This window comes from Rhodoplanes tepidamans, from assembly GCF_030813915.1.
Classification (GTDB): Bacteria; Pseudomonadota; Alphaproteobacteria; order Rhizobiales; family Xanthobacteraceae; genus Rhodoplanes; species Rhodoplanes tepidamans.
Genome location: NZ_JAUSUJ010000007.1, coordinates 65426 through 90406 on the forward strand (window position 1 = coordinate 65426; position 24981 = coordinate 90406).

The following is a 24981-nucleotide window of genomic DNA, read 5'->3' on the forward strand; positions in this document are numbered from 1 at the left end:
CCCATGCCCCCGACCCGCAGCACCCCATGACCTCACCCGACGACGCCCGCCTTCCCGGGTCGCGCGCGACCCTGCCCGACGCCCGGCCCGACGCCCGGCCTGACGCCTTGACCGACGGCCGGGCCGACTGGTCGACAGCCCGCTTCGCGGTCGGCCAGCCGGTGCCCCGCACCGAGGACCCGGTGCTGGTGCGCGGCGCCGGCCGCTACACCGACGACATCGGCCTGCCCGGCCAGGCCCATGCCGTGATGGTGCGCAGCCCGCATCCGCACGGGCTCGTCCGTGGCATCGACACGGCGGCGGCCCGGGCCATGCCGGGCGTGCTCGCCGTCTACACGGCGGCCGACCTCGCCGGCTGCGGCACGCTGAAATGCGTGCCGCCGCTGAAGAGCCACGACGGCACCGCGATGGTGAAGCCGGCGCGCCCGCCCCTCGCCACCGACCGGGTGCGCTTCGTCGGCGATCCGGTCGCCGTGGTGGTCGCCGAGACCGCCGTGCAGGCGCGCGACGCCGCCGAGGCCGTGACGCTCGACATCGCGCCGCTGCCGGCCGTCACCACCACGAGCGCCGCGATCGCCGAAGGCGCGCCGGTGCTCTATCCGGAGGCGCCGCGCAACGTCGCGCTCGACTGGCGCACCGGCGACAGCGAGAAGGTCGCGGCCGCCTTCGCCGGCGCCGCCCATGTGGTGCGGCTCGACCTCACGGTGAGCCGCGTCGTCGTGGCGCCGCTGGAGCCGCGCGCCGCGGTCGCCGCCTTCGACCCGGAGAGCGGCCGCTTCACCCTGCATCTCGGCTGCCAGGGCGCCTTCGGCATGCGCGGCCAGATCGCCGACCTGATGCAGGTGCCGGTCGACAGGGTGCACATCCTCACCGGCCATGTCGGCGGCTCGTTCGGCATGAAGTCGGCGGCGTTCCCGGAATACGCCTGCGTGCTGCACGCCGCCCGGGCGCTCGGCCGGCCGGTGAAATGGACCGAGGAGCGCAGCGCGAGCTTCCTGTCCGACACCCACGGCCGCGACCAGGAGCGCACCGCCGAGCTCGCCCTCGACGCCCGCGGCCGGTTCCTCGCCCTGCGGCTCACCGGCCATGCCGACATGGGGGCCTATCTGGGTCTCGTGGCGCCGCTGCCGCCGACCGTCAACGCGCTGAAGAACGTCGCCAGCGTCTACCGCACCCCGCTGATCGAGGTGCGGACCCTGTGCGTGTTCACCAACACGACGCCGGTCGCGGCCTACCGGGGCGCCGGGCGGCCCGAGGGCAACTACATCATGGAGCGGCTGATCGACGTCGCCGCGCGGCAGACCGGCATCGACCGGCTGACGCTCCGCCGGCGCAACCATGTCCGCCCCAAGGACCTGCCCTACGTGGCCGCCTCGCAGATGACCTACGACTCGGGCGACTTCCCGGCCGTGTTCGAGCGGGCGCTGGCGGCCGCCGACTGGGCGGGCTTCGCGGCCCGCCGGCGGGCGAGCCGCAAGGCCGGCCGGCTGCGCGGCATCGGCATCGGCAGCTATCTCGAGGTGACGGCGCCGGCGAGCCCCGAGATGGGCGGGCTGACCTTCGCGCCGGACGGCACCGTGACGTTCACGACCGGCACGCTCGACTACGGCCAGGGCCATGCCACCCCGTTCGCCCAGGTGATCGCCGAGCGGCTGGGGATTCCGTTCGAGCGCATCCGGCTGCGCCAGGGCGACAGCGACGCGCTGATCGCCGGCGGCGGCACCGGCGGCTCGCGCTCCAGCGCGGCGAGCGGCACCGCCGCCGTCGAGGCCTGTGCCCGGGTGATCGAGCAGGGCCGCGCCATCGCGGCCGCGATGCTGGAGGCCGGCGCCGCCGATATCGAGTTCGCGCACGGGCGCTTCACGGTCGCCGGCACCGACCTCGGCATCGGCCTGATCGAGATCGCGCAGCGTCTCAGCGACGGCTTCCAAGTTCCTGACGGCGTTCCGCAAACCCTCGACGTCGCACTGGTGAGCCCGGGCGCGCCGTCGACCTTCCCGAACGGCTGCCACGTCGCCGAGGTGGAGATCGACATCGACACCGGCGTGCCGTCGGTGGTGCGCTACGTCTCGGTCAACGACTTCGGCACCGTGCTCAACCCGATGATCGTCGACGGCCAGATCCACGGCGGCGTCGTCCAGGGCATCGGCCAGGCGTTCTGGGAGCGGGTCGTCTACGACGCCGACGGCCAGCTCCTCACCGGCTCGCTCGCCGACTACGCCCTGCCCCACGCCGCCGACGTGCCGGCCTTCGACACCGCCTATCACCCGGTGCCGACCGCCAGCAATCCGCTCGGCGTCAAGGGCTGCGGCGAGGCCGGCTGCGCCGGCGCGCTGGTCGCCGTGACCAACGCGACCATCGACGCGCTGGCCGAGCACGGCGTCCGCCACGTCGACATGCCGCTGACCTCGGAGACGCTGTGGCGCATCATCCACGGCGCCGACGCCGCGGCGTGAGGGACGCCGGGCCCCTCTCCCCGCCAGCGGGGAGAGGTGAAGATCCCGGCTCCGACCTGATACAGGAGCATCCGTCGGTGTTCGCCCGAGCGCCGACGCCGCAGCCAGACCGAGGCCGACCATGACCGAGACCCGCCTGCCGCTCGCCGATGCGACCCTGGTCCAGGCGCGGGCCGCCGACCTGCGGGTCGTGATGGCGGTGAGCGCGGCGCATTTCGTCTCGCACTACTACATCCTCGCCTTGCCGCCGGTGTTCGAGATGGTGCGGGCGAGCTTCGCGGTCAGCTACACCGAGCTCGGCCTCGCCCTCGTCGTCTTCAACCTGATGTGCGCCGCCTTCCAGACCCCGGCCGGGATCCTGGCCGACCGCATCGGGGCGCGCCGCGTGCTGGTGTTCGGGCTGGCGGCCGGCGGCCTCGCCCTCGCGGGGGCCGGGCTCGTCGGCTCGTTCTGGCTGTTCGTCGTGCTGTTCGGCCTCGGCGGGCTGGCCAACTCCGTCTACCACCCGGCCGACTACGCGGCGCTGTCGGAGCGCGTCTCCTCCGAGCGGATCGGCCGCGCCTACTCGATCCACACCTTCGCCGGCATGATGGGCGGCGCCGTCGCGCCGCCCGCGATGCTGCTGCTGGAGAGCCAGATCGGCTGGCGCGGCGCGTTCCTGGCCTCCGCCCTGCCCGGCCTCGCGCTCGCCCTCTGGCTGGCGGTCGCCGGCCGCGGCCTCCTGCCCGAGGCACGGCACCGCCCCGCCGCCCCCCCGGCCGCGGCGCCGGGCGGCCCAGGGAGCGTCTCGCCGAGCGTCTCGCCGAGCGGTTCGGCGAGCGGCTCGGCGAGCGGCTCGGTGCGGCTGCTCACCTCGCCCGTGATCCTCCTCAACTTCGTCTTCTTCGCCCTGTTCGCGGTGTTCCAGCTCGGCCTGCAGAGCTATTCCGCGGTGGCGCTGACGGCGGCGCACGGCCTGCCGCTGTCGGCGGCGAGCCTCGCCCTCACCGCCTATCTGCTGCTCAGCGCGATCGGCGTGCTGCTCGGCGGCCTGCCGGTCGACCGCGTCAGCCCGACGCTGATCACGGTCGCCGGCATGCTGGTGGTCGCCGTCTGCACGGCGGCGCTCGGTCTCGCGTCGCTCGGCACCGTGGGCGCCGTGCTGCTGCTCGGCCTCGCCGGGCTCGCCGGCGGCATGGCGATGCCGGCCCGCGACATGATCGTCCGCGCCGTGACGCCGCCCGGCGCCTTCGGCAAGGTGTTCGGCTTCGTCACCACCGGCTTCAACCTCGCCGGCGTCGCCGGCCCGCTGATCTTCGGCCTGCTGATGGACCACGGGATGCCGGGCGGCGTGTTCCTGGTGGTGGCCGGCGCCTGCCTCCTGTCGATCGCCACGGTGTTCGGCGGACGCGCATCGGCCGTGCCGCGCTGAGGCGTTGACGCGCCGCCGCATCGGCGGATGCTCGCCGGCGCGGCGGTCGCGAGTCGCGGCCGCGCATCGTCGAGAGCATTCCCCATGCACGTGTTCGAGGCCGTCGACTCGCGAAAAAGCTGCCGCGCCTTTCTGCCGACGCCGGTCGACGGCGCCGTCGTGCGCGAGCTGATCACGCGGGCGACGCGCGCCGCCTCCGGCGGCAACCTGCAGCCGTGGTCGGTGACGGCGCTCACCGGCGCGCCGCTCGCCGATCTGGTCGCGAAGGTCCGCGCCGCGCTCGAGACGGTCGACCCGCGCGGCCTGAACGACGAGTTCCCGGTCTATCCCGAGCCGCTGTTCGAGCCGTTCCGGTCGCGCCGCTTCGAGAACGGCGTGGCGCTCTATCGCGCGCTCGGCGTCGCCCGCGACGACGACGCCGGCCGGCTCGCCCACTACAAGGACAACTACGCCTTCTTCGGCGCCCCGGTCGGGCTGTTCCTCTCGCTCGACCGGCGCTGCGGCCCCGGCCAGTGGACCGATGTCGGCGGCTTCCTCGCCACCCTGATGCTGCTGGCCCGCGGCTGGGGGCTCTCGACCTGCGCGCAGGAATCGTGGAGCCGCGTCGCCGGCCTGGTGCGGCCGCTGATCGGCCTGCCCGACACCGAGATGCTGTTCTGCGGCGTCGCGGTCGGCTTCGCCGACGAGAGCGCGCCGGTGAACCGCTTCCGCACCGCCCGCGCCGGCGTCGACGAGGTCTGCCGCTTCGTCGGCTTCGATCCGGCCTGACGCCTGACGCCGGGCTCACGGCGCGCCGGCCGGGCCGTCCGCTGCGAGTGGCCACGACGCCGCGTGCCGGGCGCCGTCCCAGCCCTCGGCGACGATCCACAGGCGGGTGCCGGGATCGAGCCGCGCCGGCAGCCGGAGAAACGTCGTCGCATAGCCGGGCCGGCCGCCGACCCGGGTCCGCTCGGCCTCGGTCGGCGCGTCGCCGACGCTCGCCCACAGCCGCCGGATGGCGGGCCAGCAGCCGGGGCAGACATCGACGAACAGGATGGCGCGGCCGCCCGGCCGGACCGGCGGCGCCGTGTCGCCGATGCTGGCGACCGCCGTGGCGCCGAGCCGCCATGGCCCGACCGCCTGCGGCGCGAACCGTGTCGTCGCGAGCCCCGCTCCGCCGCCGTAATAGCCTATCGCCACGCTGGCGCCCCAGGCCGACAGCCCCAGCACCGCGAGGTTCACGGGCTTGAACAGACCCATGCCGCCGCCCCACGGCCGCAGCCACCGCAGCCGGCGCAGCATCGCCGGCCGGTGCGCGGCGGTGGCGCGACGCGTGCGGTCGGCATGGACGATCAGGCCGGTCACCGCCATCGCGGTGGTGATCAGGCCGAACAGCACCCAGACGAGCTTGGTGACCAGCCCGCCGAAGTCGCCGTAGTGGAAGCGGTCGGCCAGCACGTCGAGCCAGGACAGCAGCGGCGCCTGAGGCGCGAGCTCCCGGCCGACGATCGCGCCCGAATAGGGATCGACATGGACCTTGGACAGGAGGTCGGCGAACAGCTCGCCGCGGTTGCCGAGGAACGTCACCGGCGCCTCGGCCGCGCCCGGCAGCGTCACGTGGCGGATCGCGAAGCCGGGGATCTCGCGGCGCACCGTCGCCGCCATGGCGTCGAGGCTGTGGCGGGCCGGCGGCGCCGGTCCCAGCCGGTCGAGATCGGCCTCCGAGAGCCGCGGCGGATCGTGGTGCGGCGTCGCATGCGGAAAGCCGAGGAACGGCTCGCCGACGAAGGTCCAGAAGTACCACAAGCCGGTCAGCACCATGATGGCGAGGAACCACAGCGACCAGACGCCGCCGAGCCGGTGCAGGTCGCCCGTCAGGGTGCGGCGCGAGCGCGCCCGCGGCACGCGGAAGAATCCGCGCCAGAACCTCTTGTAGGTGACGAGGCCGGTCACCAGGGCGATCAGCAGCACGACGGCGAAGCTGCAGACGACCGCGTAGCCCCACACCGGGATGAGCAGATAGGCGTGGAGCTGGGCGAGAAAGTAGCCGGGCGTCAGCAGCGGGGTCGTGCCCGTGACGACGCCGCGATACGGATCGACCCAGACGCGCCGCACGCCGCTGTCCGGCGACACCGTGACGATGCCGAGCGCGGTGCGCGGCCCGGCGCCGACCACCGGCACCTCGCCGAGCAGGCCAGCGGCGGGATCGTGCGCCTGCGCGGCGGCGACGATCGCGTCGATGCCGGCGCGCTCCGCGCCCGGCACGACGCGGAGCTGCGGATAGACCAGCCAGTCGATCTCGTCGCGCAGCACCGCCAGCGTGCCGGTGAGCATCACCAGCGTCAGCACCAGGAAGAGCTTCAGGCCGAGCCAGGAATGCACCAGGAAGGCGAGGCGCGACGCCGTCACGGCCGCGCGCCCCCGCCTGCCCTGCCCCGACTCGCCGGACCTCGGCGCGTCACAGCCGTCCCGTCAGCCGGATGCCGACCAGCCGTCCGTCGCCGATGGTCGCCTCGTTGTAGACGCCGCCGCTCGGCGCCGAGATGCTGGTCAGGTACTGCTCGTCGAACAGGTTGCGGACGAACACCGAGACGGTGGCGTGCTTCGTCTCCCAGCCGACCCGCGCATTGGCGACCGTGAAGGAGCCGACCCAGCGCATCGGGTCGTTGCCGGGATCGCCGGCGCTGTAGTAGCCGTGCGTGTAGGAGACGTCGCCGGCGACGAAGAAGCCGGTGTGGTGCTTCCAGATGCCGCCGATCGCCGCCGTGACGGTCGGCGACTCCGGGAACTGGTTGCCGCTGAAGTCGCCCGAGAACGTGACGGCCTCGTCGAAGCGGGTGCGCAGCAGGCCGAGCGAGCCGAACATGGTCAGCTCGTCGGTGACGCGGGCGCGGCCCTCGATCTCGGCGCCGTAGACATGCGACTTGCCGGCGTTCTGGGTGATGCTGGTGCCGCGCACCAGCGGATTGTCGACGACGATCTGCTGGTCCGTGTAGTCGTACCAGAAGACGTTGGCGTTGAGCTGCAGGCGGTTGTCGAGCCAGCGCGACCGCCAGGCCAGCTCGTAGGACCACAGGAACTCCGGCGCCACCGTGTTGACGCTGCCGGTGCCGGCGACCGCCTCGGCGAAGCCCGCCCGGTAGCCGCGGTTGATGGTGGCGGCGAGCGTCTGGTCCGGAGTGAGGTCGTAGGCGAGCCCGCCCTTGGGCAGGAACACGGTGTTCTCGGTGGTGCCGCTCTGGTTCAGCGCGACGTTCATGAAGGTGTCGAAGTCGAGCGCGACGCCGTCGGTGCTGTTCGAGACCTTGTCGCGCAGGATGCGGCCGCCGGCGATGAGGGTCCAGCGCTCGGCGAAGCGGAAGCGCAGGTCGGCGTAGCCGGCGACCGACTCGGTGCGGTTGGCGAGCGTCAGGTCCTGGATCAGCAGCGGGAAGCCGAACGCCGTGGTGTCGATCCGGGATTTCGTGTCGTTGGTGAAGCGGCCGCCGAACAGGCCGAACACGCCGCTCACCGCCCAGCCGGCCGGATCGAAGACGAGGCGCAGATCCTGCGAGAAGTCGCCGCCGTCGCGGACCTCGGCACGCTGGAAGGAGGCGCCGTTCGGGGTCGAGATCGCCGCCGCGGTGTCGACATAGGCGGTGAGCGACTTCACGGTCCAGCCCGGCGCCACCTCGTAGCTGAGATCGGCGACGTAGTTGTTCACCTTGGTCTCGCGGAACTCGACCGAGGAGTTGGTCGAGTCGAAGCGGCGGGCGAAGAAGTCCGGGCCGGTGACCGCCGTCACGGCCGGCTTGTCGCGGGTGTGGCTCACCGTGAACAGGCCGGTGAGGCCGGGCGCCCACTCGGGCGTCACCAGCACCTTGCCGCGGATCTGGTCGAACTCGTCGCGCCCCAGCGAGGCGACGCTCGGGTCCGTGTAGGTGATCGCCTTCTCCTCGCGGAAGGTCTGGCCGGCGATGCGCACCGCCACCTGGTTCGGCACCACGGCGCCCGACACCGCGAAGGCGCCGGATTTCCACTCGTCCGTGCCGACCTGCCCCTCGACGATCGCCTCCGGCGTGAAGGTCGGGTCCTTGGTCTTCACCAGCACGGCCCCGCCCAGCGAGTTGCGGCCCTGCAGGGTGGACTGCGGGCCGCGCAGCACCTCGATCTGCTCGACGTCCCAGACGCCGCGGGCGCCGCGCCGCGTCGCCTCGCCGTTCTGGATGGCGCCGTCGATCACCACCGAGATGATCGGCGCCGAGTTGGTCGGCTGGGTGACGCCCTCGGAGTTGAGGCCGCGGATGACGAAGCCGTTGTTGCCGCGGTTGGCCGGCGCCGAGCGCACATTGGCGAGCAGCTCGAAGGAGCGCTTCAGGTCGGGGATGCCGAGCTCCTGGATCTCCTGGCCGGTGACGACGCCGATGCTGGTGTAGGTGCGGAAATAGTCGCGGGCGACCTTCTCGCCCTGCACCGTGATGGCGTCGAGCAGCACGACGCCCGCCTCGCCGCCGCCGTCCGGCGCCTGGGCGAAGGCGCTGACGATGGTGGCCGTGGTCGGGCCGGTCATCCGGTAGACGAGGCCGCTGCCGTGCAGGAGCCGCTGCAGGGCGGCGCCCGGCGTCATGGTGCCCTCGACGGCCGGCGAAACGAAATCACCCGCCGCGGCGGACGAGAAGCCGACCTGCCAGCCGGTGACCCGGACGAAGGCGTCGATGGCGCCCGCCAGCGGCTGGCGCGGAATGGAGAAGCTGGTCGGCGTGCCCGCCTCGGCCGCCGCCGGCCGGGCAGTGTCCCGCGCCTGGGCGAGCGCCGGATCGGCCGCGGCGAGCCCGAGCAGCGCCGCCAGCGGCGCCGCGATCCGCGGCCATCCCGCCAGGGGTCGGCGCGCGACCGTGCTGTGCAACGCCTGGCTGCGCAACGCTCGGCTGCGCAGCTCTTGGCGCGGTCCTGCGACGACGCGACGATCAGCGCCGGCCGGGCCGGCGACGGGCTTCGGTGCCATGACGGTCCCCCACTCGGCACGGCCGCCCGCGGCGGCCATGCTCCCCGACTCCCGAGACGATCGAGGGCCGGCGATCTCACAAACGAGGTTTGGGGGGCGCCTCGCCGTCCGGACGGTCAGCGCAGGATCAGCACGTGGTCGGACAGGCGGGTCAGGCGGGCGCCGACCGCGTCGGCCAGCGAGGCGACCACCAGGGCGGGGTCGTCGATTCGGTAGTTGCCGCTCACCCGCAGGGCTTCGAGGCGGCGGTCGGCGACGATGATGACGCCGCGGTGATAGCGCCGCAGCTCGTCGAGGACGCGGCCGAGCGGCCGGTCGCGGAAGCGCAGGCGGCCGTCCAGCCAGGCGAAGGCGGTGTCGCCGTCGACCGCCGCGACCCGGCCGGCACCGGCCGCCCCGACCGAGACGGCCTGCAGCGGCGCCAGCGTGACGGAAGCGGCGGCCGCCGGCGCGGCGGCGAGCGGCCGCACCGCGAGCCGCCCGCGCTGCAGCACCACGTCGTCGGCCGTGTCGCCGGCCCGCACCGCGAAGGCGGTGCCGACCACCTCGACATCGGCGAAATGGCCGGTGACGTGGAACGGCCGGTCGGGATCGCGGACGACGTCGAGAAAGGCCTCGCCGCGGATCAGCCGGACGGTCCGCCGGTCGGCGGCGAAGTCGAGGCCGACCGCAGTGTCGCTGTTGAGGACCAGGGTCGAGCCGTCGGGCAGCACCACGCGGTCCTGCCGGCCGGTCGCGGTGACGTGGTCGGCGCCGAGGTCGCGCACGACCCGCACCAGCTCGGGCGCCGCGACTGCGATCGCCAGCGCCGCCGCCACGGCCGCGAGCCGGCGCCGCCAGACGCCGGCCCGGCGCACCGGGGTTCCGTCGAGCCGCACCGCCGGCCCGACGCCGCGGCGGACCGTGCCGAGCCCGACCGGGCCGTGGCCGCGCGCCCCGCCCTGCCGGCCCGCCGCCGACGCCAGCTCGGCCGAGCCCCACAGCCCCGCCACCCGGGCGAAGGCCGCGGCATGGCGCGGATCGCCGGCCCGCCAGGCCTCGAACTCGGCGCGCACGCGCGGATCGGCCTTCGCCGCGTCGAGCCGCAGGAGCCAGGCGAGCGCGTCGTCGTCGACCGGATCGAGGCGCGGCGGTCCGCCCGGGCTGCGGTGGTTCGGCGCGTCGGACTGGGAGGTCATGCGCTCACGCGAATCGTCGATCCGACGGCATCTGTCAAATGAACCGCCCCCCGGGGGGCGCCGCGCTGAAGTTCAGCGCCGCTCGGCGCGCGCCATGGCGTCGAGGCAGTGCGCCATGGCCAGACGGATGTCGTTGTAGACCGTGTTGGGCGAGACGCCGAGATGCGCCGCGATGCGCGGATAGGGCCAGCCGTGGATGCGGCTGAGGAACAGCACCTCGCGGGTGCGCGCCGGCAGGTCCGCCAGCACGCTCTCGAACAACGCCAGGCGCTGCCGGTCGATGATCTCGACCTCGGGCGAGGGATGCTCGGACGGCACGTCCAGGAACGCCTCCTCGTCGACCGGCTCGACCTCGACCCGTCGCTTCACCCCGGTGCTGCGCAGATGGTCGAGCGCGAGATTGCGGGCGGTCTGGTAGAGAAAGGCCTGGACGTGCTCGACCGGGCGCTGCGCCATGGCGCGCGCCACCCGCAGATAGGATTCCTGAACGAGGTCCTCGGCCGTCGCCTCGCAGCGCACGATGCGGGTGAGCGCGCCGACGAGCGCGCTCCGCTGCGCCAGAAACAGACTGTCCAGTGCGCTGCGCACCCCTCGCCCCCGCCTGCCGCGGCCCCGCACCGCGTCATCGCCGTGTCGTCGTCGCCGCGTCGAACGCGCGTCGCGCCGAAGCTCTTCCCGGCTCCGCCAAAATAAGTCCGCAGCACCGGGCTTGCCAACGTAGAAATCCTCCAAACTATTGTTGTATCGAACTATTCTGAACACTTTCGGGCGCCGGGGGCGGCGCCGGCAACATTGGACCACCGCCCCGGATCCGGCGCCGAAACCGGTCTGCACCGGGTCGCGGGCGATCCGGAACCGGCGCGGCGGCCGGCGCGCGGCTGCCCCGCCGAGGCGCGGCCCCTGCCGGGCATGTCGGCCCATGGCCGGGGCGCCGGTGCCGTGCCACGATGCGCCGTTCTGCTCTGCCGGGGGACCGCCATGCTGCATTTCGTCTACGGCCGCGACCGCGCCGGCGCCGGGCCGACCCGGCGGGCGCTCCTGAAGGACCACTGGGCCTTCATGACCCCCTATATCGACCGCATGGTCGCGCGCGGCCCGACCATGTCGGAGGACGGCCGCCTGCCGACCGGCAGCCTGCACATCGTCGACCTCGCCGATGAGGACGCCGTGCGGGTGTTCGCCGAGGCGGATCCGCTGGCCAGGGGCGGCGTGTTCGAGGAGATCGTGGTCCGCGGCTTCGAGAACCTCACCGGCCGCACCATGTGGCAGTTCGCCGGCGATCCGGCGAACCCGCGCTTCCTGTTCGTCGGCGAGGCGGACGCGGTGCCGGACGTGCAGGCGGACGGGATCGTGGCGGCGCAGCGCACGCTGCTGGCCCGGCCGGAGGCGGCCCGCGCCGTCATCGTCGCCGGGCCGCTGCGCGATCCCGAGAGCGGCCGCTGGCGTGGCACAGCGGTGCTGCTCGAGGCGCCCGACCGCGCCGCCGCCGAGTGGCTGCTCGCCGCCGATCCGGCCGCCTCGCTCTACGACCGCACCGCGCTGCACCGCTGGCGGTTCGGCGGCGCCGAGAACCTGCAGGATCTGATCGGCGGGGCGTGACGGCGCGCCGTGACGCCGGCCCGTGAGACCGGCCCGTGACGCCGGGCCGCCGGCGCCTCACTGGACCGGCGAGCCGGGCACCCGTCCGTAGCGCAGATCGACGGCGATCCGGCCGAGCAGATCGGCGGTCCAGCCTTCGCCGCCGGTGGCCACCATGCGGGCCAGGGCCTCGCACAGCAGCACCGAGACCACCGTCTCGGTGCCGATGCCGGCCGCTTCGGCCGCCGTGATCGCCTCCGCCACCAGGGCCTGCGCAGCGGCAAAGCGCGGCGGCCCCGGGCTGGGCGCATTGCCGTCGCCACGACTCATGACTCGTCCTTCGACCCCGGCGGGCATCGCTGGCCCGCCGCCCGGTCGGCAGGACCGGGTGCGGTGCGATTTACTGTGACGTTATATCGTCCGTCAATCGGTCCGCCCGCACGGGCGGCGGCCCCTGACCGCGTTCCGGCGGCGCCTCTCTTCGCAACGCCACACGAGAATGGTATTCCTGGCTGGATAAATTCCGGACATGGTGCATCACGGCAGACACCACGACTCCGGAGGCGCCGCGCCGACATTCGTCAAAACGCCATGTACGACAGGATCATGGAACCGTTGTCTCAGATCGAGGTCGAACACGTGCGCGGCTCCTTCGACCGCGTCTGGGCGGAGTCGCGACGGCTGTCGGACCTGTTCTATGCCCGGCTGTTCGAGACCGCGCCCGAGGTGCGGCCGCTGTTCCGCGGCGACCTCGACGAGCAGAAGCAGAAGTTTCTCGGGACGCTCGCCGTGATCGTCGGCAGCCTGGAGAACGCGGCCGTGCTGATGCCGGCGGCCGCCAGCCTCGCCCGCCAGCATGTCGGCTACGGGGTGGAGCCCGGGCACTATCCGGTGGTCGGCGAGGCGCTGCTGTGGAGCCTGGAGCGCTGCCTCGGCGCCGGCTGGACGCCCGAGACCGCCGCCGCCTGGCAGCGCGCCTATGCGGCCGTCACGGCCCACATGGTGGCGAGCGCCTATTCCTGACGGAGCCGGCCCGCGTCAGCCGCGGCTCCGGACGGAGCGGCGCGCCGATCCGGCCGTACCGGCTCGGCATGTCCTGGGCTCGGACGGCGAGCCCTCGAGCCAGACCACAGGTCGCTGCGGCCGGTCGGCGCGGCTCGTTCTCCGGACCCGTTCTCCGTGACCGCCGTCGACGCCGTAGGTTGGAGACGGGAAGCTGCCGGAGGGGGCGCCCCGCCGATCTGCCGACCGGCGGAGCGTCCCGCTCGGACGGCCGATCAGGCGACGTTGTGACGGCCGGCGTCGACGAAGATCGTGTCACCGGTCATGCCGGACGCGCCGCCGCCGACCAGGAAGGCGACGGTGCGGCCGACCTCGGCGATGTCGACGAGGCGTCCGGCCGGACTCCTCGCGACGGCGTCGGCGACGAGATCGTCGAAGGCGGCGATTCCGCTCGCCGCACGGGTCTTCAGCGGCCCGGGCGAAACCGCATAGACGCGGATGCCGGCCTCGCCGAGCTCGGCGGCGAGATAGCGCGTGGTCGACTGCAGGGCCGACTTCACCGGCCCCATCAAGTTGTAGTTGCTGACGACCTTGTCGGCCCCGTAATAGCTCATCGTCACCATGACGCCGCCGTCGCTCATCAGCGGCTCCGCGAAGCGCGCCATCTCGATGAAGGAATAGCACGACACCCGCATCGCCTGCTGGAAGCCGGCGAGAGAGCAATCGACCACTCGCCCGTGCAGGTCGTCGCGCGGCGCGAAGGCGATCGAGTGGACGAGGAAATCGAGTCGGCCCCACTCTCGGCGAATGCGCTCGAAGACCGCCTCCATCTCGCCCGGACGCTCGACGTCGAGCGGCATCAGCAGGCTCGCCCCGATCTGCTCGGCGAGCGGCCGGACGTACTTCTCGGCCTTCTCGTTCAGATAGGTCAGGGCGACCTCGCCGCCGAATGCCCGCAGCTTGGCGGCGCAGCCGAAGGCGATGCTCTGCTCGTTCGCGACCCCGACCACCAGGCCGCGCTTCCCGGCCAGCATCTCGCCGATCGGGGTGTCGGGGTTCCAGACCTTCGGCAGCGGGTCGACCGGTCTCGTCGCATTCGTCATGATTCGTTCCTTCGTCTTCGAACTCTCGGGAGAGGAGAGAGAGGCGCGCGGCGTACCGGCCACCTCTCGAAATCGGCGCGTCAGCGCTCGAGACACATGGCGACGCCCATGCCGCCGCCGATGCACAGCGTGGCGAGCCCCTTCTTCGCGTCGCGCCGGCGCATCTCGTGGAGCAGCGTGACGAGGATGCGGGCGCCGGAGGCGCCGATCGGATGACCGAGGGCGATGGCGCCGCCGTTGACGTTCACCTTGTCGACGTCGAAGCCGAGATCCCGGTTGACCGCGCAGGCCTGGGCCGCGAACGCCTCGTTGGCCTCGACCAGGTCGAGATCGCCTGCGGTCCAGCCGGCGCGTTTCAGGGCCAGACGCGAGGCCGGGATCGGGCCGGTGCCCATGATGCTGGGATCGACACCGGCATGCCCCCAGGAGGCGATGCGGGCGAGCGGGGTCTTGCCCTCCTTCGCCGCCCGGTCCGCCCGCATCAGCACCAGCGCAGCGGCGCCGTCGTTGATGCCGGACGCGTTGCCGGCGGTCACGGTGCCGTCCTTGGCGAACGCCGGGCGCAGCTTGGCGAGCGCCTCGAGGGTCGTGCCGTGCTTCGGGTACTCGTCGGTGTCGACCACGATGTCGCCCTTGCGCGACTTCACCGTGACCGGAACGATCTCGTCCTTGAACCTGCCGGCCTTCTGTGCGGCCTCCGCCTTGGCTTGCGACGCGCAGGCGAACTCGTCCTGCATCTGGCGCGAAATCTCCCACTGCCTGGCGACGTTCTCGGCGGTGTTTCCCATGTGATAGCCGTTGAAGATCTCCCACAGCCCGTCCCGGACCATGGTGTCGAGCATCGCGAGATCGCCCATCTTCGTTCCGGCGCGCAGGTGGGCGCAGTGCGGCGCGAGGCTCATCGATTCCTGGCCGCCGGCGATCACGATGTCCGAATCGCCGACCTTGATGGCCTGACAGGCCAGCGCGACCGAGCGCAGGCCCGAGCCGCACACCTGATTGATGCACATCGCCGGGCTCTCGACCGGAATGCCCGCGGCGATGGCGGCCTGGCGCGGCGGGTTCTGCCCCTGCCCTGCGGTGAGCACCTGGCCGAAGATCACTTCGGACACCTCGGCAGGCGCGACGCCGGCGCGCGCGAGCGCGGCCGCCATGGCGACCCTGCCGAGCTCGTGCGCCGGAAGGCCGGCGAAGGCCCCGTTGAACGCGCCGATGGGCGTGCGCGCGGCCGATACGATGACGATGTCGTCTGTCATTTGGAGAAGTCCTCGATCGATTGATGCTCCCGGACGCGACGTGTCGTCGGGACCGGTCGCTGCATGCGCCCTCGCTCCGGGGGCACGGGAGAAACGGGGTGTCAGCGGGTGCCGTATCAGCGGGTGCCGTAGACGGGCTTTCGCTTCTCGACGAAGGCGGTCATGCCTTCCTTCTGGTCGGGAGCCGCGAAGCACAGCCCGAACAGCTCGGCCTCGTAGGCGATGGCGGATCCGAGATCGACGTTCATCCCCTCGTTGGCCGCGGCCTTGCAGTAGCCCACGGCGACCGGGCTGCGCGAGGCGATCTTCCCGGCCATGGCGAGCGCCTCCTCGAGCGCCCGACCGACCGGCACCACCTTGTTGACGAGACCGATCCTGAAGGCTTCTGCGGCGTCGATGACATCGGCCGTGAAGAGCAGCTCCTTGGCGCGCCCCGTCCCGACGAGACGCGGCAGCCTCTGGGACCCGCCGAAGCCCGGGGTGATGCCGAGACTGCTTTCCGGCTGCCCGAAGCGGGCGTTCTCGGCGGCGATGCGGATGTCGCAGGCCATCGCCAGCTCGCAACCGCCGCCGAGAGCGAAGCCGTTGACGGCGGCGATCACCGGCTGCGGCAAGGCCTCGATGGCGGCGAAGACCTTCTGGCCGAACTTTCCCCAGTTGCGGGCTTCGGTCGCCGACATCGCCTGCATCTCGGTGATGTCGGCACCGGCGACGAAGGCCTTCTCCCCGCGGCCGGTGAATATCACCACCTGAACCGACGTGTCTTCGGCGAGGGTGCCGACCACCTTCGACAGCTCGGCGAGGGTGGCGGCGTTCAGCGCATTGAGGGCCTTCGGCCGGTCGATCGTGACGATGGCGATGCCGTCCCGGTGCTCGACCAGGAGATTCTCGTAGGTGTTCATGGGAACGCTCTTCGGAAGGGGATCACTTGGTGGCGTAGTCGTAGAAGCCCTTGCCGGACTTGCGGCCGAGCCACCCGGCGGCGACGTACTTCTTCAACAGCGGACAGGGCCGATACTTGGGATCGCCGAAGCCCTCGTAGAGGGTGTTCATGATGGCGAGGACGGTGTCGTTGCCGATCAGGTCGGACAAGGCGAGCGGACCCATCGGGTGGTTGAATCCGAGCCTGGCGACGTTGTCGATGTCCTCGACGCTCGCCACGCCCTCCGACAGCGCGTAGACGGCTTCGTTGATCATCGGGATCATGATGCGGTTGCCGCAGAATCCGGATGCATCGCTGACCTTCACCGTCGTCTTGCCGAGGCGGGTGACCAGCTCGTCCACCACCGCGAAGGTCTGCGGCGACGTCGCCAGCCCGCTGATCACCTCGACCAGCTTCATCACCGGCGCCGGATTGAAGAAATGCATGCCGATGAACTGCGCGGGCCGTCTGGTGAAGGCGGCCAGAGTGGTGATCGGCAACGAAGACGTGTTGCTGGACAGGATGGTGTGCGCCGGGCACAGCCCGTCGAGAGCCGTGAAGATCTCCTTCTTGATCGCCGGGTTCTCGCTCGCCGCCTCGATCACCAGATCGACCGCCGCAGCTTCGGCATCGAGCTCGACCACGCCGGTGATGCGCCCCAGCACCGCCGCCTTCTCGTCCGCCGTCATCTTGCCCTTGTCGACATTGCGGCCGAGGGCCTTGTCGATGCCGGCCAGGCCCTTCTTCACGAACCCGTCTTCGATGTCGCGCAGAACGACCGGAATTCCCGCCTGGGCGATGACCTGGGCGATTCCGCTTCCCATCTGGCCGGCGCCGATGACCAAGACGCGATTGATTGGCATGTCTTCCTCTCCTGAACTCGGTTTCGATCGGGTCGGGTGAGAATTCGGGAGGAAACGGACCGTCGCCGCGCCTGCTGTCCGGCAGAGTCGCAGCGACGAGCCGGTACCATCGTCGATTCGGGGGCTCGATCGCGGTGACCCGTACTCTCTGATGGCGGAGTGTCGGACCGCCGCGTGAGTCTCAGGTGGCGAAAACGACCGGACGTCCATATTCGCGCCTGAAGCGGCGAATATCGCCAACCGGCGTACAGCAGCCGCCACGACGGACGTCGGCTTTCGGCAGAACGCGAGACGAAGCGAGCAAAGGCCCGGGCTGCGAGGCGGCGCGACATCGAACGGCAGACGGCACGAAAATGCCCACCGGCGCCGCCATCTGCGCCACGACCATCTCGCCGGCACCGAAATGCTGCGGATTCGACGGGCGACGGCGACGCTGCTCGCTGGCGCGGAGAGCCCGGACATCGTGAGCGGCCCCCGGCCGCATCACCGTCATGCTGTCGCGGCGCTGCCGTTTCCCGGCCGTGCACACCACCGCGCGGCACGGCGTTCTCGCCGCCCGACGCGACCGTCGGATGCCGGGTGACCGCGCCATCCGGATCCGATCACGTCCGCGACCGCAGCTCGTGTCCGGCACGCCTATGGGCGTGCGATCAGAACTGGACGTACAGGCCCGCCACGCGTTCCTCGCGCCGTTTCTCGGCCGGCGCCTCGACGACCGCGATCCCGGTGAAGGCGGTGTCGCCCTTCTGGTTGATGCCGTTGCAGTCGAAGGTCACCATCCTGTCGGCGGCGTCGAGCCCGACGACCGTGATCGTGACCGTCAACGTGTCGCCCAGCATCACCGGAGCGGCGAATTCGATCATCTGCTTCTTGTAGACGGTGCCGGGGCCCGGCAACTCGTTGCCGAGAAGCGCCGAGACCAGTGCGGCGCCCCACATCCCGTGGCCCCTCACCCGCTGGCCTCGGGAGTCCCGCCCGAGATCGTCGTAATGGGTGGGGTTGGCATCACCGGTCAAGACCCCGAACAGATAGATGTCCTCGACGGTCAGCGTCCGCGTGAGCTTCGCCGATTGTCCGACACTGATTTCGTCGAACGTCTTGTTCTCGACGACGACCATGTGACTGCCTCCGCTGCTCATCCTACTCGTCAGTCGAACTCGAAATACTTCTTCAGATGCTTCACGAAGACCCTGCTCACGGGGATTTCCGTCTTCGTCGCACTCTTCAGGGTCAACAGGTATCCTCGATTGAACCAGTTCGTGAGATATTCGATCTTGTTCATGTTCACGATGTAGTTTCGATGACATCGCATGAACTGACTGCCGTCGAGCTTTTCCTCCAGCTCGCTGAGGGTCGAGCGGATGGAATGCTGCCGTCCGTCCTCGGTCTGGACGAAGACGAGCCGATCCTTGGCGAAGAAGAGCTGAATGTCCTGATTGTCGATGACCTTCAGCCGGCCGGCGTGATGGAAGCAGAACTTCTTGGGATAGTCGCGGCGCTGCTCCGGCCGCTCGGTGCCGAGGTCGAGCGTGCGCTTGCCGATGCCGGCCGCGTCGCCACCCCGCATCTTCTCGACGGCGCGATGGATGTCCATCTGCTTCAGGATGTAGTCGACGTTCTCGACCTTGATCAGGATCAGCATCCGGACGTTGCCCCAGAGGCGTCCCTTGATGAAGATCGGTGAAGAGACGTCTTTCAGAATCTGGGTGCAGTCGCCCAGCCTGCGGCGGAAGACCGTGACCAGGAAGGGCTTGGTCGACCTGGCGATGCGCGCCGAGATGCGGTCGCGGTGGCGGATGCGATACCGGGAATGGGTGGCGTTCCACGCCGGATCGTTGGTCGGCGGGTGCGAGAACTTGAGATTGTTGACCGGCATGTAGGCGTTGCGGTCGGTGATCGTGCAGAGGACCACGTCCGGAGCCATGGTCGAGAGGGGCTCGCAGATCGGCGGGATCAGCTTCTCGATCAGCGGGAGCCAGCGCGTCGTGTATTTCGGCGGCTCGATGTCGGGCATTTGCACGTAGTCTTCGTCGAACAGCGTCTCGAGGTCGATCTCTTCGTTGTCGAGAGCCTCCTCCAGCGCCGCCGTGATCGTCTTCGCGGTCTCGATGACCACCTCGATGAACGGCGTGTCGGCGGTTTCCACCCCGCTCGCGAGAATGGTGTAGTAGAGCTCGGCTCCGAGATCGGAGAGCTGAAGGCACTGGTTGGAGACGTTCTTCGAATCCTCCTTCGTCGCCAGCTCGGCGTCGTTCAGCTGGGCGACGTCCTCGAGGATCTCCTCGCAATGCTCGCGGTTTCGGGCGGTCGATTCGGCGATGGACGCGGCACGCCGCACCACCCGGTCACGCAGCTTGGCGACCTCGCCGAAGCCGTCCACCGCCCGCGCGATCTCGTCCAGGGCCCCCTTGATCGCCGGCAGACGGTCCACGATCGTCGCGGTGTCCTCGATCAGGCCGATCGCTTCGCCGATGGAGCGCGTGGCCGCCGCCTGGACTTCGCTCATGCGGTCGGTGACGATGTTGGCCCCGACGAGGAGCTCGTGCGCCGAGGTGGCGATGCAGGTGTTGATGTCGGTCATGTCCTTGATCGACGACGCCACCGCGCCGAGCAGCTCGGTCTGCTCGACGATCCGGTTGGTGATGTCCTCGACGTGACCGGTGATTTCCGCGGCGTTGATGACGACCTGATAGGAGGCGTCTGCCATGCTCTTGGCGAGGTTCAAATCGTTCGCATGGGAGCGCGTGTCACGATCTGGCAGCACTTGAAACATGGAGGTCTTCCTTCCCGGGCCAGTTCACCTGGTCACTCGAACCTTGTTCCTCGCCAACGGAAGAGAGGGAGAGCTTGGCGTATTCCGGCAAGCCATTGTGCATTCGTTCGAATCGATCGCAATACGGCAAAGACCGGTTCCGCACCGGTCGAGCAGGTGCGGAACCGACCTTCGACGTCACCGCACCACGACGCGGCGAGCCGGCGCCCGAGCAGAGCGGACGACGCACGCAGCGCCGTGCTCCGGGTGGCTCGACCGGTCCTCCGCGTGTGTGCGGACGGCCGCGCCGGCGGCGGGCGGGATACGTCTCAGGAGTGCAACCGATACTCGCAGAGGTCCTGCGAGACGACGAAGTCGGCGTCGGTGATCGCCTTCAGTTCGTCGACCGTCAGGCCCCGGGCGATCTCCTTCAGGACGAGCCCCGTCGGCGTCACCTCGAAGACCGCCTTCTCCGTGATGATGGTCTTCAGAACCCCTTTGCCCGTGATCGGCAGCGTGCACTTCTTCAGGACCTTGGAGCGTCCCTTCTTGTCGGTGTGCTGGAGCACCGCGACCACCTTGCGGGCGCCCCCGACCAGATCCATGGCGCCGCCCATGCCGGGCGAGTACTTTCCCGGAGCGACGGGCATGGCCCAGTTGGCGATGCAGCCGTCCTGATCCACCTCCAGCGCGCCGAGAATGGTGGTGTCGACGTGTCCGCCGCGAATGATGCCGAACGACGTGGCGAGATCGAAGATCGACGCCCCCGGCAGCAGGGTGATCGGCTGCCCGCCGGCATTGGCGACGTCGCCGTCCTGCTCGCCGAGCGACGGCGTCGGCCCGAACATCAGGCAGCCGTTCTCGGACTGCAGAATGACGTTCACGCCGTCGGGAATGTGGTTGGCGACAGCGGTCGGCATGCCGAAGCCGAGATTGACGACCTCGCCGTCCGCCAGCTCGAGGGCTGCGCGTTGAGCAATGGCATCCTTGGTTTCCATGACCGGGACTCCTTTCTTCTACGCTGCCGTCGCGCGTGCCGCGAGGCGGCCGGTGCTCACCCAGAGGCGTTCGAAGACCGCCTGATGCTCGGCGAGCGAGTGGCCTTGCACGACGGCATCGACGAACAGGCAGGGCGTGCCGACGCGCGACGGATCGATCTCGCCCACGTCGACGATCTCGTTGACTTCGGCCACCGTGAAATCCGCGGCGGTCGCGATCACCGGATTGCTGTTGAGACTGACGCCGCGATACTCGACGTTGCCCATGGTGTCGGCGCGATAGCCGGCGATGAAGCCGTAGTCGGCGCGGAGCGGCATCTCGACCAGATAGGACTTGCCGTCGAGCTCGAGCCGCTGCTTGCCGTCCTCCACCAGGGTCCCGAGACCGATCGGCGTCAGCACCCCGCCCAGACCGGCGCCGGCGGCGCGAACCTTCTCGATCCAGGTTCCCATCGGGTAGAATTCGATCTCGAGGTCGCCGGCCTTCAACGCCTCGACGGCTTCCGGGCACGTGCCGGTGTGGGCGGTGATGAACTTCCGGACCTGGCGGTTCTTGAACAGCGGCGCCAGATCGAAGCCGCCGCCGGGATAGGAATTGACCACCGAGGCGACGGTCAGATCCTTCACGCCGCTGTCGACGATCTTTTCGATCGACTTGAGGGGAGAGCCGACGCCCAGGAATCCCCCGAACATGATGGTCGCGCCGTCCTTTATGCCGGCGATGATGTCGTCGAGTTGCCTGACTTTGCTCATGAGATGTCATCCTTGTCGAAATGGAGCCGTCGGCGGGCCGCAACGCGGTCACGAGCCCGCACCGTCGCCGGCGCGTGACCGCGCCGAGGCGTCACCGAACTCAGAGAAGAGGCTTGCCCACGGGCAGAACGTCGCGCCCGAACATGTCGGCGAAGACGATGTGCGCCATCACGTACCAGACGCAGGCGACGGTCCCGAGCAGGGAGACGGCGGACAGGGTCGTCAGCGCCGCGCCGCCGCCGAAGTGCTCGGCGACCAGCGCCACGAGCCCGACCATCAGGGTGGCGAAGGCGCCGAACAGCACCTTGCTGGTGCGCATCGAGGCGATCGTCATGATCCCGCTGTAGAGCGTCCAGCCGACCAGGAACCAGCCGACATCGGTCTTGCTGGCCGGAAACAGGCCGTACTTGCCGGCGACGACGATGCCGCAGAAGGACAGCCAGAAGCAGCCGAAGCTGGTGAACACCGTGTAGCCGAAGTTGTTGCCGTTCTTGTGCTCGTGAAGGCCGACCATGACCTGGGCGGCGCCGCCGTAGAACACGCCCAGCCAGAGCACCGGACCCATGCCGACGATCCCCAGGGCATGCAGCTGCAGCAACAGCGTGGTCATGCCGAAAGCGGCGAGCCCGACGGCAGCCGGATTGCCCAGCTTGGGAGCGGCCGCGACGAGTTGCTGAGACGGAGCTTCGTTGATTTGCGTCATGAGGTTTCATCCCTTCCCGTCATTTCCCTGCCGGAACCGGTCCACCGGATGCGACCGCGAACAGAGTCCGGCGATGGTGCAGACGCAGACCGCCTTGCCCCGAGGAGATCCCCTCGGGTCTCCTCGGAAGCTCTCCGGCGACTGCTCGTGCGGAGGATTAGGTCGCGATGTCGGAGATCGCGCCGGAAAAACGACCAGACGGACAAATGGGCTTCTGAAGAGCCCATATCGGCCACGGCCCGATCCGGTTCTGAGGCTGCGGGGCCGGTCGAGAGCCCGGCCGGCGAGATCACCTGCGGCACGTGCCGCCGCGATCACACGGTCATCGCGATTCGCCCGCGGCCGGGGACCCAGACCCGCACCGCGTTCGTTCGGTCGGCCTCCGACTCCCTCGCCGCCGACGAGCACCGCGGCGCGTGGAAACGGGACGCACCCTGCCTCGCAGGCACGTCGACGAGAGTCACGACCTGCCGCTCCTGAGAGTGCTCACGCAGGATAGCGGCGATCTCGACGTGCACGTTCTGCGCGGCGACGACGACCGGCCATCGTCTTTCCGGGGCTCGTGGACCATATGAGTCGAAACCGAGGACGGCGGGACGCGGCGCCGCCGAAGGAAAAGGAAGGTGCGGGCGCGCAGGTCGAGAAGCGCGGCAGGGACGTCGCCGACGACGCTCCTGCGCTCCCTCCCCTGCACGAGCTGCACGCCACCATTGCGGTGAGCCGGCTGGGATGCGGCGGCTCGGTGAAACCGCTCTCGAGCGGCATCGGGCTGAACCTGCCGACGATCCGGCGCGACGGCCGCGTCAGGGACCAGGCTGCTGTCGGAGACCAGTCCGGGCCCGCATCACGAGCCTGCGACGAGACCCCCTAGACCTGGGGTCCGAGACTCGCTACAAGGGCCGCCGCTGACCCCGGTCTTGGAACGCTCTTCGAGATTGGACAATTTTCGAGCGTCAAGCGGCTGAGATCGCTCGGATTTTTGGGGGATAGTTTAATGGTAGAACAGCGGACTCTGACTCCGTTAGTCTAGGTTCGAATCCTAGTCCCCCAGCCAGCTTGAAATCCTCCTCCATCGCTGCGATCGCTGAGGCGCGCCGGCAGGGTCCGGCCGGCGCCGTGGTGGCGGCATGACGTTCCTGGTTCGGCTTCCGATCGATCTCTATCCGGCCGATGCGCTCGACGGGCTCGCGGCGCACGAGGGGTTCGACCTCGGCACGGCGCGGGCGGCCGCCTGGGCGGCGCAGCTCGCCTACGAGGACGAGGCCGACAAGCGAGCGGCGATCGCGCGGCGCTGGGGCGTCGACCTCGTCGCCTTCGATCCGCCGACCCGGGCGGCGCTGCCGATGCCGCACACCCGCGGCGTCGTGCTGCGGCGCGGCGGCACGACCCTCCTCGCCTTCTCGGGCACCGATCCGCTGGTGCTGGCCGACTGGCTCACCGACTTCATGGTGATGCTCGACGACGACGGCCTGCACCGCGGCTTCGTCGGGGCGCTCGCCGCCGCCTGGACCGACATCGCCGCGACGCTCGCCGGCCACGCCGCGACGGACCGGCTGCTGATCACCGGCCACAGCCTGGGCGGGGCGCTCGCCGTGCTCGCCGCCCAGCGCGCCGTCATCGAGCACATGCTGGTGCCGGAGGTCTACACGTTCGGCATGCCGCGGGTCGGCAACGAGGCCTTCGCCCGCGACTACGACGCGGTGCTCGGCCGGCGCACCTTCCGCCTGGTGCACGGCGAGGATCTGGTGCCGACGGTGCCGCCGAGCGTGCTCGGGTTCCACCATGTCGGATGCTGCCTCGCCTGCGCCCGCCACACGCGGTTCGACGCGCGCCTGCTGAAGCCGCCGCCGTGCGACGATCCGCTGTTCGTCCCCGGCCTGCAGAGCGCGCTGCGCGAGGGCGTGCGGCGCATGCTGTCGCTGTCGCTCGACCCGCTGATCCGGTCCGACCTGAAGGGCCAGGCCTCGCGGCTGCTGCCGCCGGCGCTCGGCGACCACCTGCCCGACCGCTACTGGCAGGCGCTGGCGCCGGAGCCGGAGCCGACCCCACAGGCGGCGCCGGCCGCCGGCTGAGCCCGGCTCGCGCCCGCGCCGCCGCGAAGGATCCCGCCGTCCGCCCCGTAGAGAAGCCGAGATCCGGCGCCGGGCCGCGCAGCGCGCTCCCGGCCGGACCTGCCTGGACGCGGGCGTCCCACGCCGTCCGCGCCCCCGGCGGCCGCCGCTGCGTCCCCTAGCGGCGGCCGCCGACCTCGTCGATGTGGTTGAGGAGCGCCAGCGGGTCCTCGTAGACCCGGTAGGCGCCGGCGCGCTCCAGCTCGGCCTCGCCGTAGCCGCCGGACAGGACGCCGACGCCGAGCGCGCGGGCGCGGCGCGCCGCCAGCATGTCCCACACGCTGTCGCCGACCACGTAGGAGTCCTCGATGGCGACGCCGAGCCGCCCCGCGGCGGCGAGGAACAGGTCGGGGTCCGGCTTGGCGTATTTCACCAGGTCGCGGGTGACCACCGGCACGGTGTCGGGATCGACGCCGAGCGTGTCGAGGGTCGGCCGCGCCGTCGCCATCCGGCCCGAGGTGGCGATCGTCCACGGGATGCCGGCCTCGGTCAGATAGGCGAGCAGCTCCTTCGCGCCGGGCAGCGGCCGGATCTCCTTCGAGCGGCGGCCGTAGCTCTCGGCGTGCCGCTTCTGCAGCCGCTCCGCCCGTTCGGGATCGAGCGCCAGCGCACCCGTCTCGCGCAGCAGCATGTTGGTGAACAGGCCGCCGCTCATGCCGATCTTGCGGTGGATGCGCCACACCGAGAGGCTGATGCCCTCGGCCTCCAGCGCCTCGTGCCAGGCGAGCACGTGCTGGTAGACGCTGTCGACCAGCGTGCCGTCGAGATCGAACAGAAAGGCCGTCTGGCGACGCTCCATGCGGGGCTCTCCGGTTGTCGCAAGGATAGGACCCGCCGAGCCTCGGCCCGGCGGCCCTGCATGGCAAGAGTTGGTGACGCGGGCGTGGCGGGCCGCCGGTCGTTCCCGGGGCGCGCCCCCGGGTCCCCGCGGC

Annotated in this window: 21 protein-coding genes and 1 tRNA gene; 7 read left to right on the plus strand and 15 right to left on the minus strand. The window is 70.8% G+C overall.

Features of this window, described 5'->3' with window-relative positions; translation table 11 throughout:
• Positions 1 to 26: 26 nt before the first annotated feature.
• From J2S22_RS10360 to J2S22_RS10370, 3 genes are all read left to right on the plus strand, one after another.
• Positions 27 to 2456, plus strand: a complete 2430-nt coding sequence (locus J2S22_RS10360) for a xanthine dehydrogenase family protein molybdopterin-binding subunit (RefSeq protein WP_272778986.1) — start codon at positions 27 to 29, stop codon at positions 2454 to 2456.
• Positions 2457 to 2577: 121 nt separating this feature from the next.
• Positions 2578 to 3867 (plus strand): MFS transporter, encoded by a 1290-nt coding sequence (locus tag J2S22_RS10365; protein WP_272778985.1) that lies wholly within the window; start codon positions 2578 to 2580, stop codon positions 3865 to 3867.
• Between the two features lie 84 nt (positions 3868 to 3951).
• Positions 3952 to 4635, plus strand: coding sequence for a nitroreductase (locus tag J2S22_RS10370; protein ID WP_272778984.1), 684 nt, complete (start codon positions 3952 to 3954; stop codon positions 4633 to 4635).
• A 15-nt stretch (positions 4636 to 4650) separates the two neighbouring features.
• On the opposite strand, the gene J2S22_RS10375 is transcribed toward J2S22_RS10370, so the two are convergent.
• From J2S22_RS10375 to J2S22_RS10390, 4 genes are all read right to left on the minus strand, one after another.
• Complete coding sequence (locus J2S22_RS10375) at positions 4651 to 6255, minus strand: PepSY-associated TM helix domain-containing protein (protein ID WP_272778983.1); 1605 nt, start codon at positions 6253 to 6255, stop codon at positions 4651 to 4653.
• Positions 6256 to 6304: 49 nt separating this feature from the next.
• The gene (locus tag J2S22_RS10380) at positions 6305 to 8830 is read right to left on the minus strand and encodes a TonB-dependent receptor (RefSeq protein ID WP_272778982.1); all 2526 of its coding nucleotides are present in this window, start codon (positions 8828 to 8830) and stop codon (positions 6305 to 6307) included.
• 116 nt (positions 8831 to 8946) lie between these two features.
• Positions 8947 to 10008 carry a FecR family protein gene (locus J2S22_RS10385; RefSeq protein ID WP_272778981.1) on the minus strand — a complete coding sequence of 354 codons (1062 nt, stop codon included), beginning with the start codon at positions 10006 to 10008 and terminating at the stop codon, positions 8947 to 8949.
• 72 nt (positions 10009 to 10080) lie between these two features.
• Entirely contained in the window at positions 10081 to 10596 is a 516-nt protein-coding gene (locus J2S22_RS10390; protein WP_272778980.1) for an RNA polymerase sigma factor, read from the minus strand.
• A 390-nt stretch (positions 10597 to 10986) separates the two neighbouring features.
• On the opposite strand from J2S22_RS10390, the gene J2S22_RS10395 reads away from it, so the two are divergent.
• Positions 10987 to 11607 (plus strand): YciI family protein, encoded by a 621-nt coding sequence (locus tag J2S22_RS10395; protein WP_272778979.1) that lies wholly within the window; start codon positions 10987 to 10989, stop codon positions 11605 to 11607.
• Positions 11608 to 11664: 57 nt separating this feature from the next.
• Here the strand turns inward: J2S22_RS10395 and J2S22_RS10400 are convergent, their stop codons facing one another.
• Complete coding sequence (locus J2S22_RS10400) at positions 11665 to 11916, minus strand: hypothetical protein (RefSeq protein WP_272778978.1); 252 nt, start codon at positions 11914 to 11916, stop codon at positions 11665 to 11667.
• A 276-nt stretch (positions 11917 to 12192) separates the two neighbouring features.
• Here J2S22_RS10400 and J2S22_RS10405 point away from each other — a divergent pair, with 276 nt between their 5' ends.
• Positions 12193 to 12609: a globin domain-containing protein gene (locus J2S22_RS10405; protein ID WP_272778977.1), complete on the plus strand. Its 417-nt coding sequence runs from the start codon at positions 12193 to 12195 to the stop codon at positions 12607 to 12609.
• Positions 12610 to 12863: 254 nt separating this feature from the next.
• Here J2S22_RS10405 and fabI read toward each other — a convergent pair whose 3' ends face one another.
• The 9 genes from fabI to J2S22_RS10450 form a co-directional block, all read right to left on the minus strand.
• The gene (fabI, locus tag J2S22_RS10410) at positions 12864 to 13691 is read right to left on the minus strand and encodes an enoyl-ACP reductase FabI (protein ID WP_272778976.1); all 828 of its coding nucleotides are present in this window, start codon (positions 13689 to 13691) and stop codon (positions 12864 to 12866) included.
• An 80-nt stretch (positions 13692 to 13771) separates the two neighbouring features.
• Entirely contained in the window at positions 13772 to 14947 is a 1176-nt protein-coding gene (locus J2S22_RS10415; RefSeq protein WP_272778975.1) for an acetyl-CoA C-acetyltransferase, read from the minus strand.
• Between the two features lie 116 nt (positions 14948 to 15063).
• Complete coding sequence (locus tag J2S22_RS10420) at positions 15064 to 15849, minus strand: enoyl-CoA hydratase-related protein (protein WP_272778974.1); 786 nt, start codon at positions 15847 to 15849, stop codon at positions 15064 to 15066.
• Positions 15850 to 15871: 22 nt separating this feature from the next.
• Positions 15872 to 16732, minus strand: a complete 861-nt coding sequence (locus J2S22_RS10425; RefSeq protein WP_272778973.1) for a 3-hydroxybutyryl-CoA dehydrogenase — start codon at positions 16730 to 16732, stop codon at positions 15872 to 15874.
• A gap of 650 nt (positions 16733 to 17382) precedes the next feature.
• Complete coding sequence (locus J2S22_RS10430; protein ID WP_272778972.1) at positions 17383 to 17850, minus strand: MaoC/PaaZ C-terminal domain-containing protein; 468 nt, start codon at positions 17848 to 17850, stop codon at positions 17383 to 17385.
• A 29-nt stretch (positions 17851 to 17879) separates the two neighbouring features.
• A complete protein-coding gene (locus J2S22_RS10435) occupies positions 17880 to 19505 on the minus strand; it encodes a LytTR family transcriptional regulator DNA-binding domain-containing protein (RefSeq protein WP_272778971.1) in 1626 nt (541 codons plus the stop codon).
• Between the two features lie 308 nt (positions 19506 to 19813).
• Complete coding sequence (locus tag J2S22_RS10440; protein ID WP_272778970.1) at positions 19814 to 20482, minus strand: 3-oxoacid CoA-transferase subunit B; 669 nt, start codon at positions 20480 to 20482, stop codon at positions 19814 to 19816.
• Positions 20483 to 20500: 18 nt separating this feature from the next.
• The gene (locus J2S22_RS10445; RefSeq protein ID WP_272778969.1) at positions 20501 to 21235 is read right to left on the minus strand and encodes a CoA transferase subunit A; all 735 of its coding nucleotides are present in this window, start codon (positions 21233 to 21235) and stop codon (positions 20501 to 20503) included.
• Positions 21236 to 21335: 100 nt separating this feature from the next.
• Positions 21336 to 21938 carry an acetate uptake transporter gene (locus J2S22_RS10450; protein WP_272778968.1) on the minus strand — a complete coding sequence of 201 codons (603 nt, stop codon included), beginning with the start codon at positions 21936 to 21938 and terminating at the stop codon, positions 21336 to 21338.
• Between the two features lie 980 nt (positions 21939 to 22918).
• Between J2S22_RS10450 and J2S22_RS10455 the strand changes: the two genes are divergently transcribed.
• Both J2S22_RS10455 and J2S22_RS10460 read left to right on the plus strand, forming a co-directional pair.
• A tRNA-Gln gene (locus J2S22_RS10455) sits at positions 22919 to 22992 on the plus strand.
• Between the two features lie 73 nt (positions 22993 to 23065).
• The gene (locus tag J2S22_RS10460; RefSeq protein WP_272778967.1) at positions 23066 to 24010 is read left to right on the plus strand and encodes a lipase family protein; all 945 of its coding nucleotides are present in this window, start codon (positions 23066 to 23068) and stop codon (positions 24008 to 24010) included.
• A gap of 157 nt (positions 24011 to 24167) precedes the next feature.
• On the opposite strand, the gene J2S22_RS10465 is transcribed toward J2S22_RS10460, so the two are convergent.
• On the minus strand, positions 24168 to 24848 hold the full coding sequence (locus J2S22_RS10465; RefSeq protein ID WP_272840385.1) for an HAD family hydrolase: 681 nt from the start codon (positions 24846 to 24848) through the stop codon (positions 24168 to 24170).
• Positions 24849 to 24981: the final 133 nt, after the last annotated feature.

What these genes read in the sequence shown, in the direction of transcription:
- J2S22_RS10360 (WP_272778986.1), top strand. Translation starts at nt 27, where the DNA reads ATGACCTCACCCGACGACGCCCGCCTTCCCGGGTCGCGCGCGACCCTG.
- J2S22_RS10365 (WP_272778985.1), top strand. Translation starts at nt 2,578, where the DNA reads ATGACCGAGACCCGCCTGCCGCTCGCCGATGCGACCCTGGTCCAGGCG.
- J2S22_RS10370 (WP_272778984.1), top strand. Translation starts at nt 3,952, where the DNA reads ATGCACGTGTTCGAGGCCGTCGACTCGCGAAAAAGCTGCCGCGCCTTT.
- J2S22_RS10380 (WP_272778982.1), bottom strand. Translation starts at nt 8,830, where the DNA reads ATGGCACCGAAGCCCGTCGCCGGCCCGGCCGGCGCTGATCGTCGCGTC.
- J2S22_RS10385 (WP_272778981.1), bottom strand. Translation starts at nt 10,008, where the DNA reads ATGACCTCCCAGTCCGACGCGCCGAACCACCGCAGCCCGGGCGGACCG.
- J2S22_RS10395 (WP_272778979.1), top strand. Translation starts at nt 10,987, where the DNA reads ATGCTGCATTTCGTCTACGGCCGCGACCGCGCCGGCGCCGGGCCGACC.
- J2S22_RS10400 (WP_272778978.1), bottom strand. Translation starts at nt 11,916, where the DNA reads ATGAGTCGTGGCGACGGCAATGCGCCCAGCCCGGGGCCGCCGCGCTTT.
- J2S22_RS10405 (WP_272778977.1), top strand. Translation starts at nt 12,193, where the DNA reads ATGGAACCGTTGTCTCAGATCGAGGTCGAACACGTGCGCGGCTCCTTC.
- fabI (WP_272778976.1), bottom strand. Translation starts at nt 13,691, where the DNA reads ATGACGAATGCGACGAGACCGGTCGACCCGCTGCCGAAGGTCTGGAAC.
- J2S22_RS10415 (WP_272778975.1), bottom strand. Translation starts at nt 14,947, where the DNA reads ATGACAGACGACATCGTCATCGTATCGGCCGCGCGCACGCCCATCGGC.
- J2S22_RS10420 (WP_272778974.1), bottom strand. Translation starts at nt 15,849, where the DNA reads ATGAACACCTACGAGAATCTCCTGGTCGAGCACCGGGACGGCATCGCC.
- J2S22_RS10425 (WP_272778973.1), bottom strand. Translation starts at nt 16,732, where the DNA reads ATGCCAATCAATCGCGTCTTGGTCATCGGCGCCGGCCAGATGGGAAGC.
- J2S22_RS10430 (WP_272778972.1), bottom strand. Translation starts at nt 17,850, where the DNA reads ATGGTCGTCGTCGAGAACAAGACGTTCGACGAAATCAGTGTCGGACAA.
- J2S22_RS10435 (WP_272778971.1), bottom strand. Translation starts at nt 19,505, where the DNA reads ATGTTTCAAGTGCTGCCAGATCGTGACACGCGCTCCCATGCGAACGAT.
- J2S22_RS10440 (WP_272778970.1), bottom strand. Translation starts at nt 20,482, where the DNA reads ATGGAAACCAAGGATGCCATTGCTCAACGCGCAGCCCTCGAGCTGGCG.
- J2S22_RS10445 (WP_272778969.1), bottom strand. Translation starts at nt 21,235, where the DNA reads ATGAGCAAAGTCAGGCAACTCGACGACATCATCGCCGGCATAAAGGAC.
- J2S22_RS10450 (WP_272778968.1), bottom strand. Translation starts at nt 21,938, where the DNA reads ATGACGCAAATCAACGAAGCTCCGTCTCAGCAACTCGTCGCGGCCGCT.
- J2S22_RS10460 (WP_272778967.1), top strand. Translation starts at nt 23,066, where the DNA reads ATGACGTTCCTGGTTCGGCTTCCGATCGATCTCTATCCGGCCGATGCG.
- J2S22_RS10465 (WP_272840385.1), bottom strand. Translation starts at nt 24,848, where the DNA reads ATGGAGCGTCGCCAGACGGCCTTTCTGTTCGATCTCGACGGCACGCTG.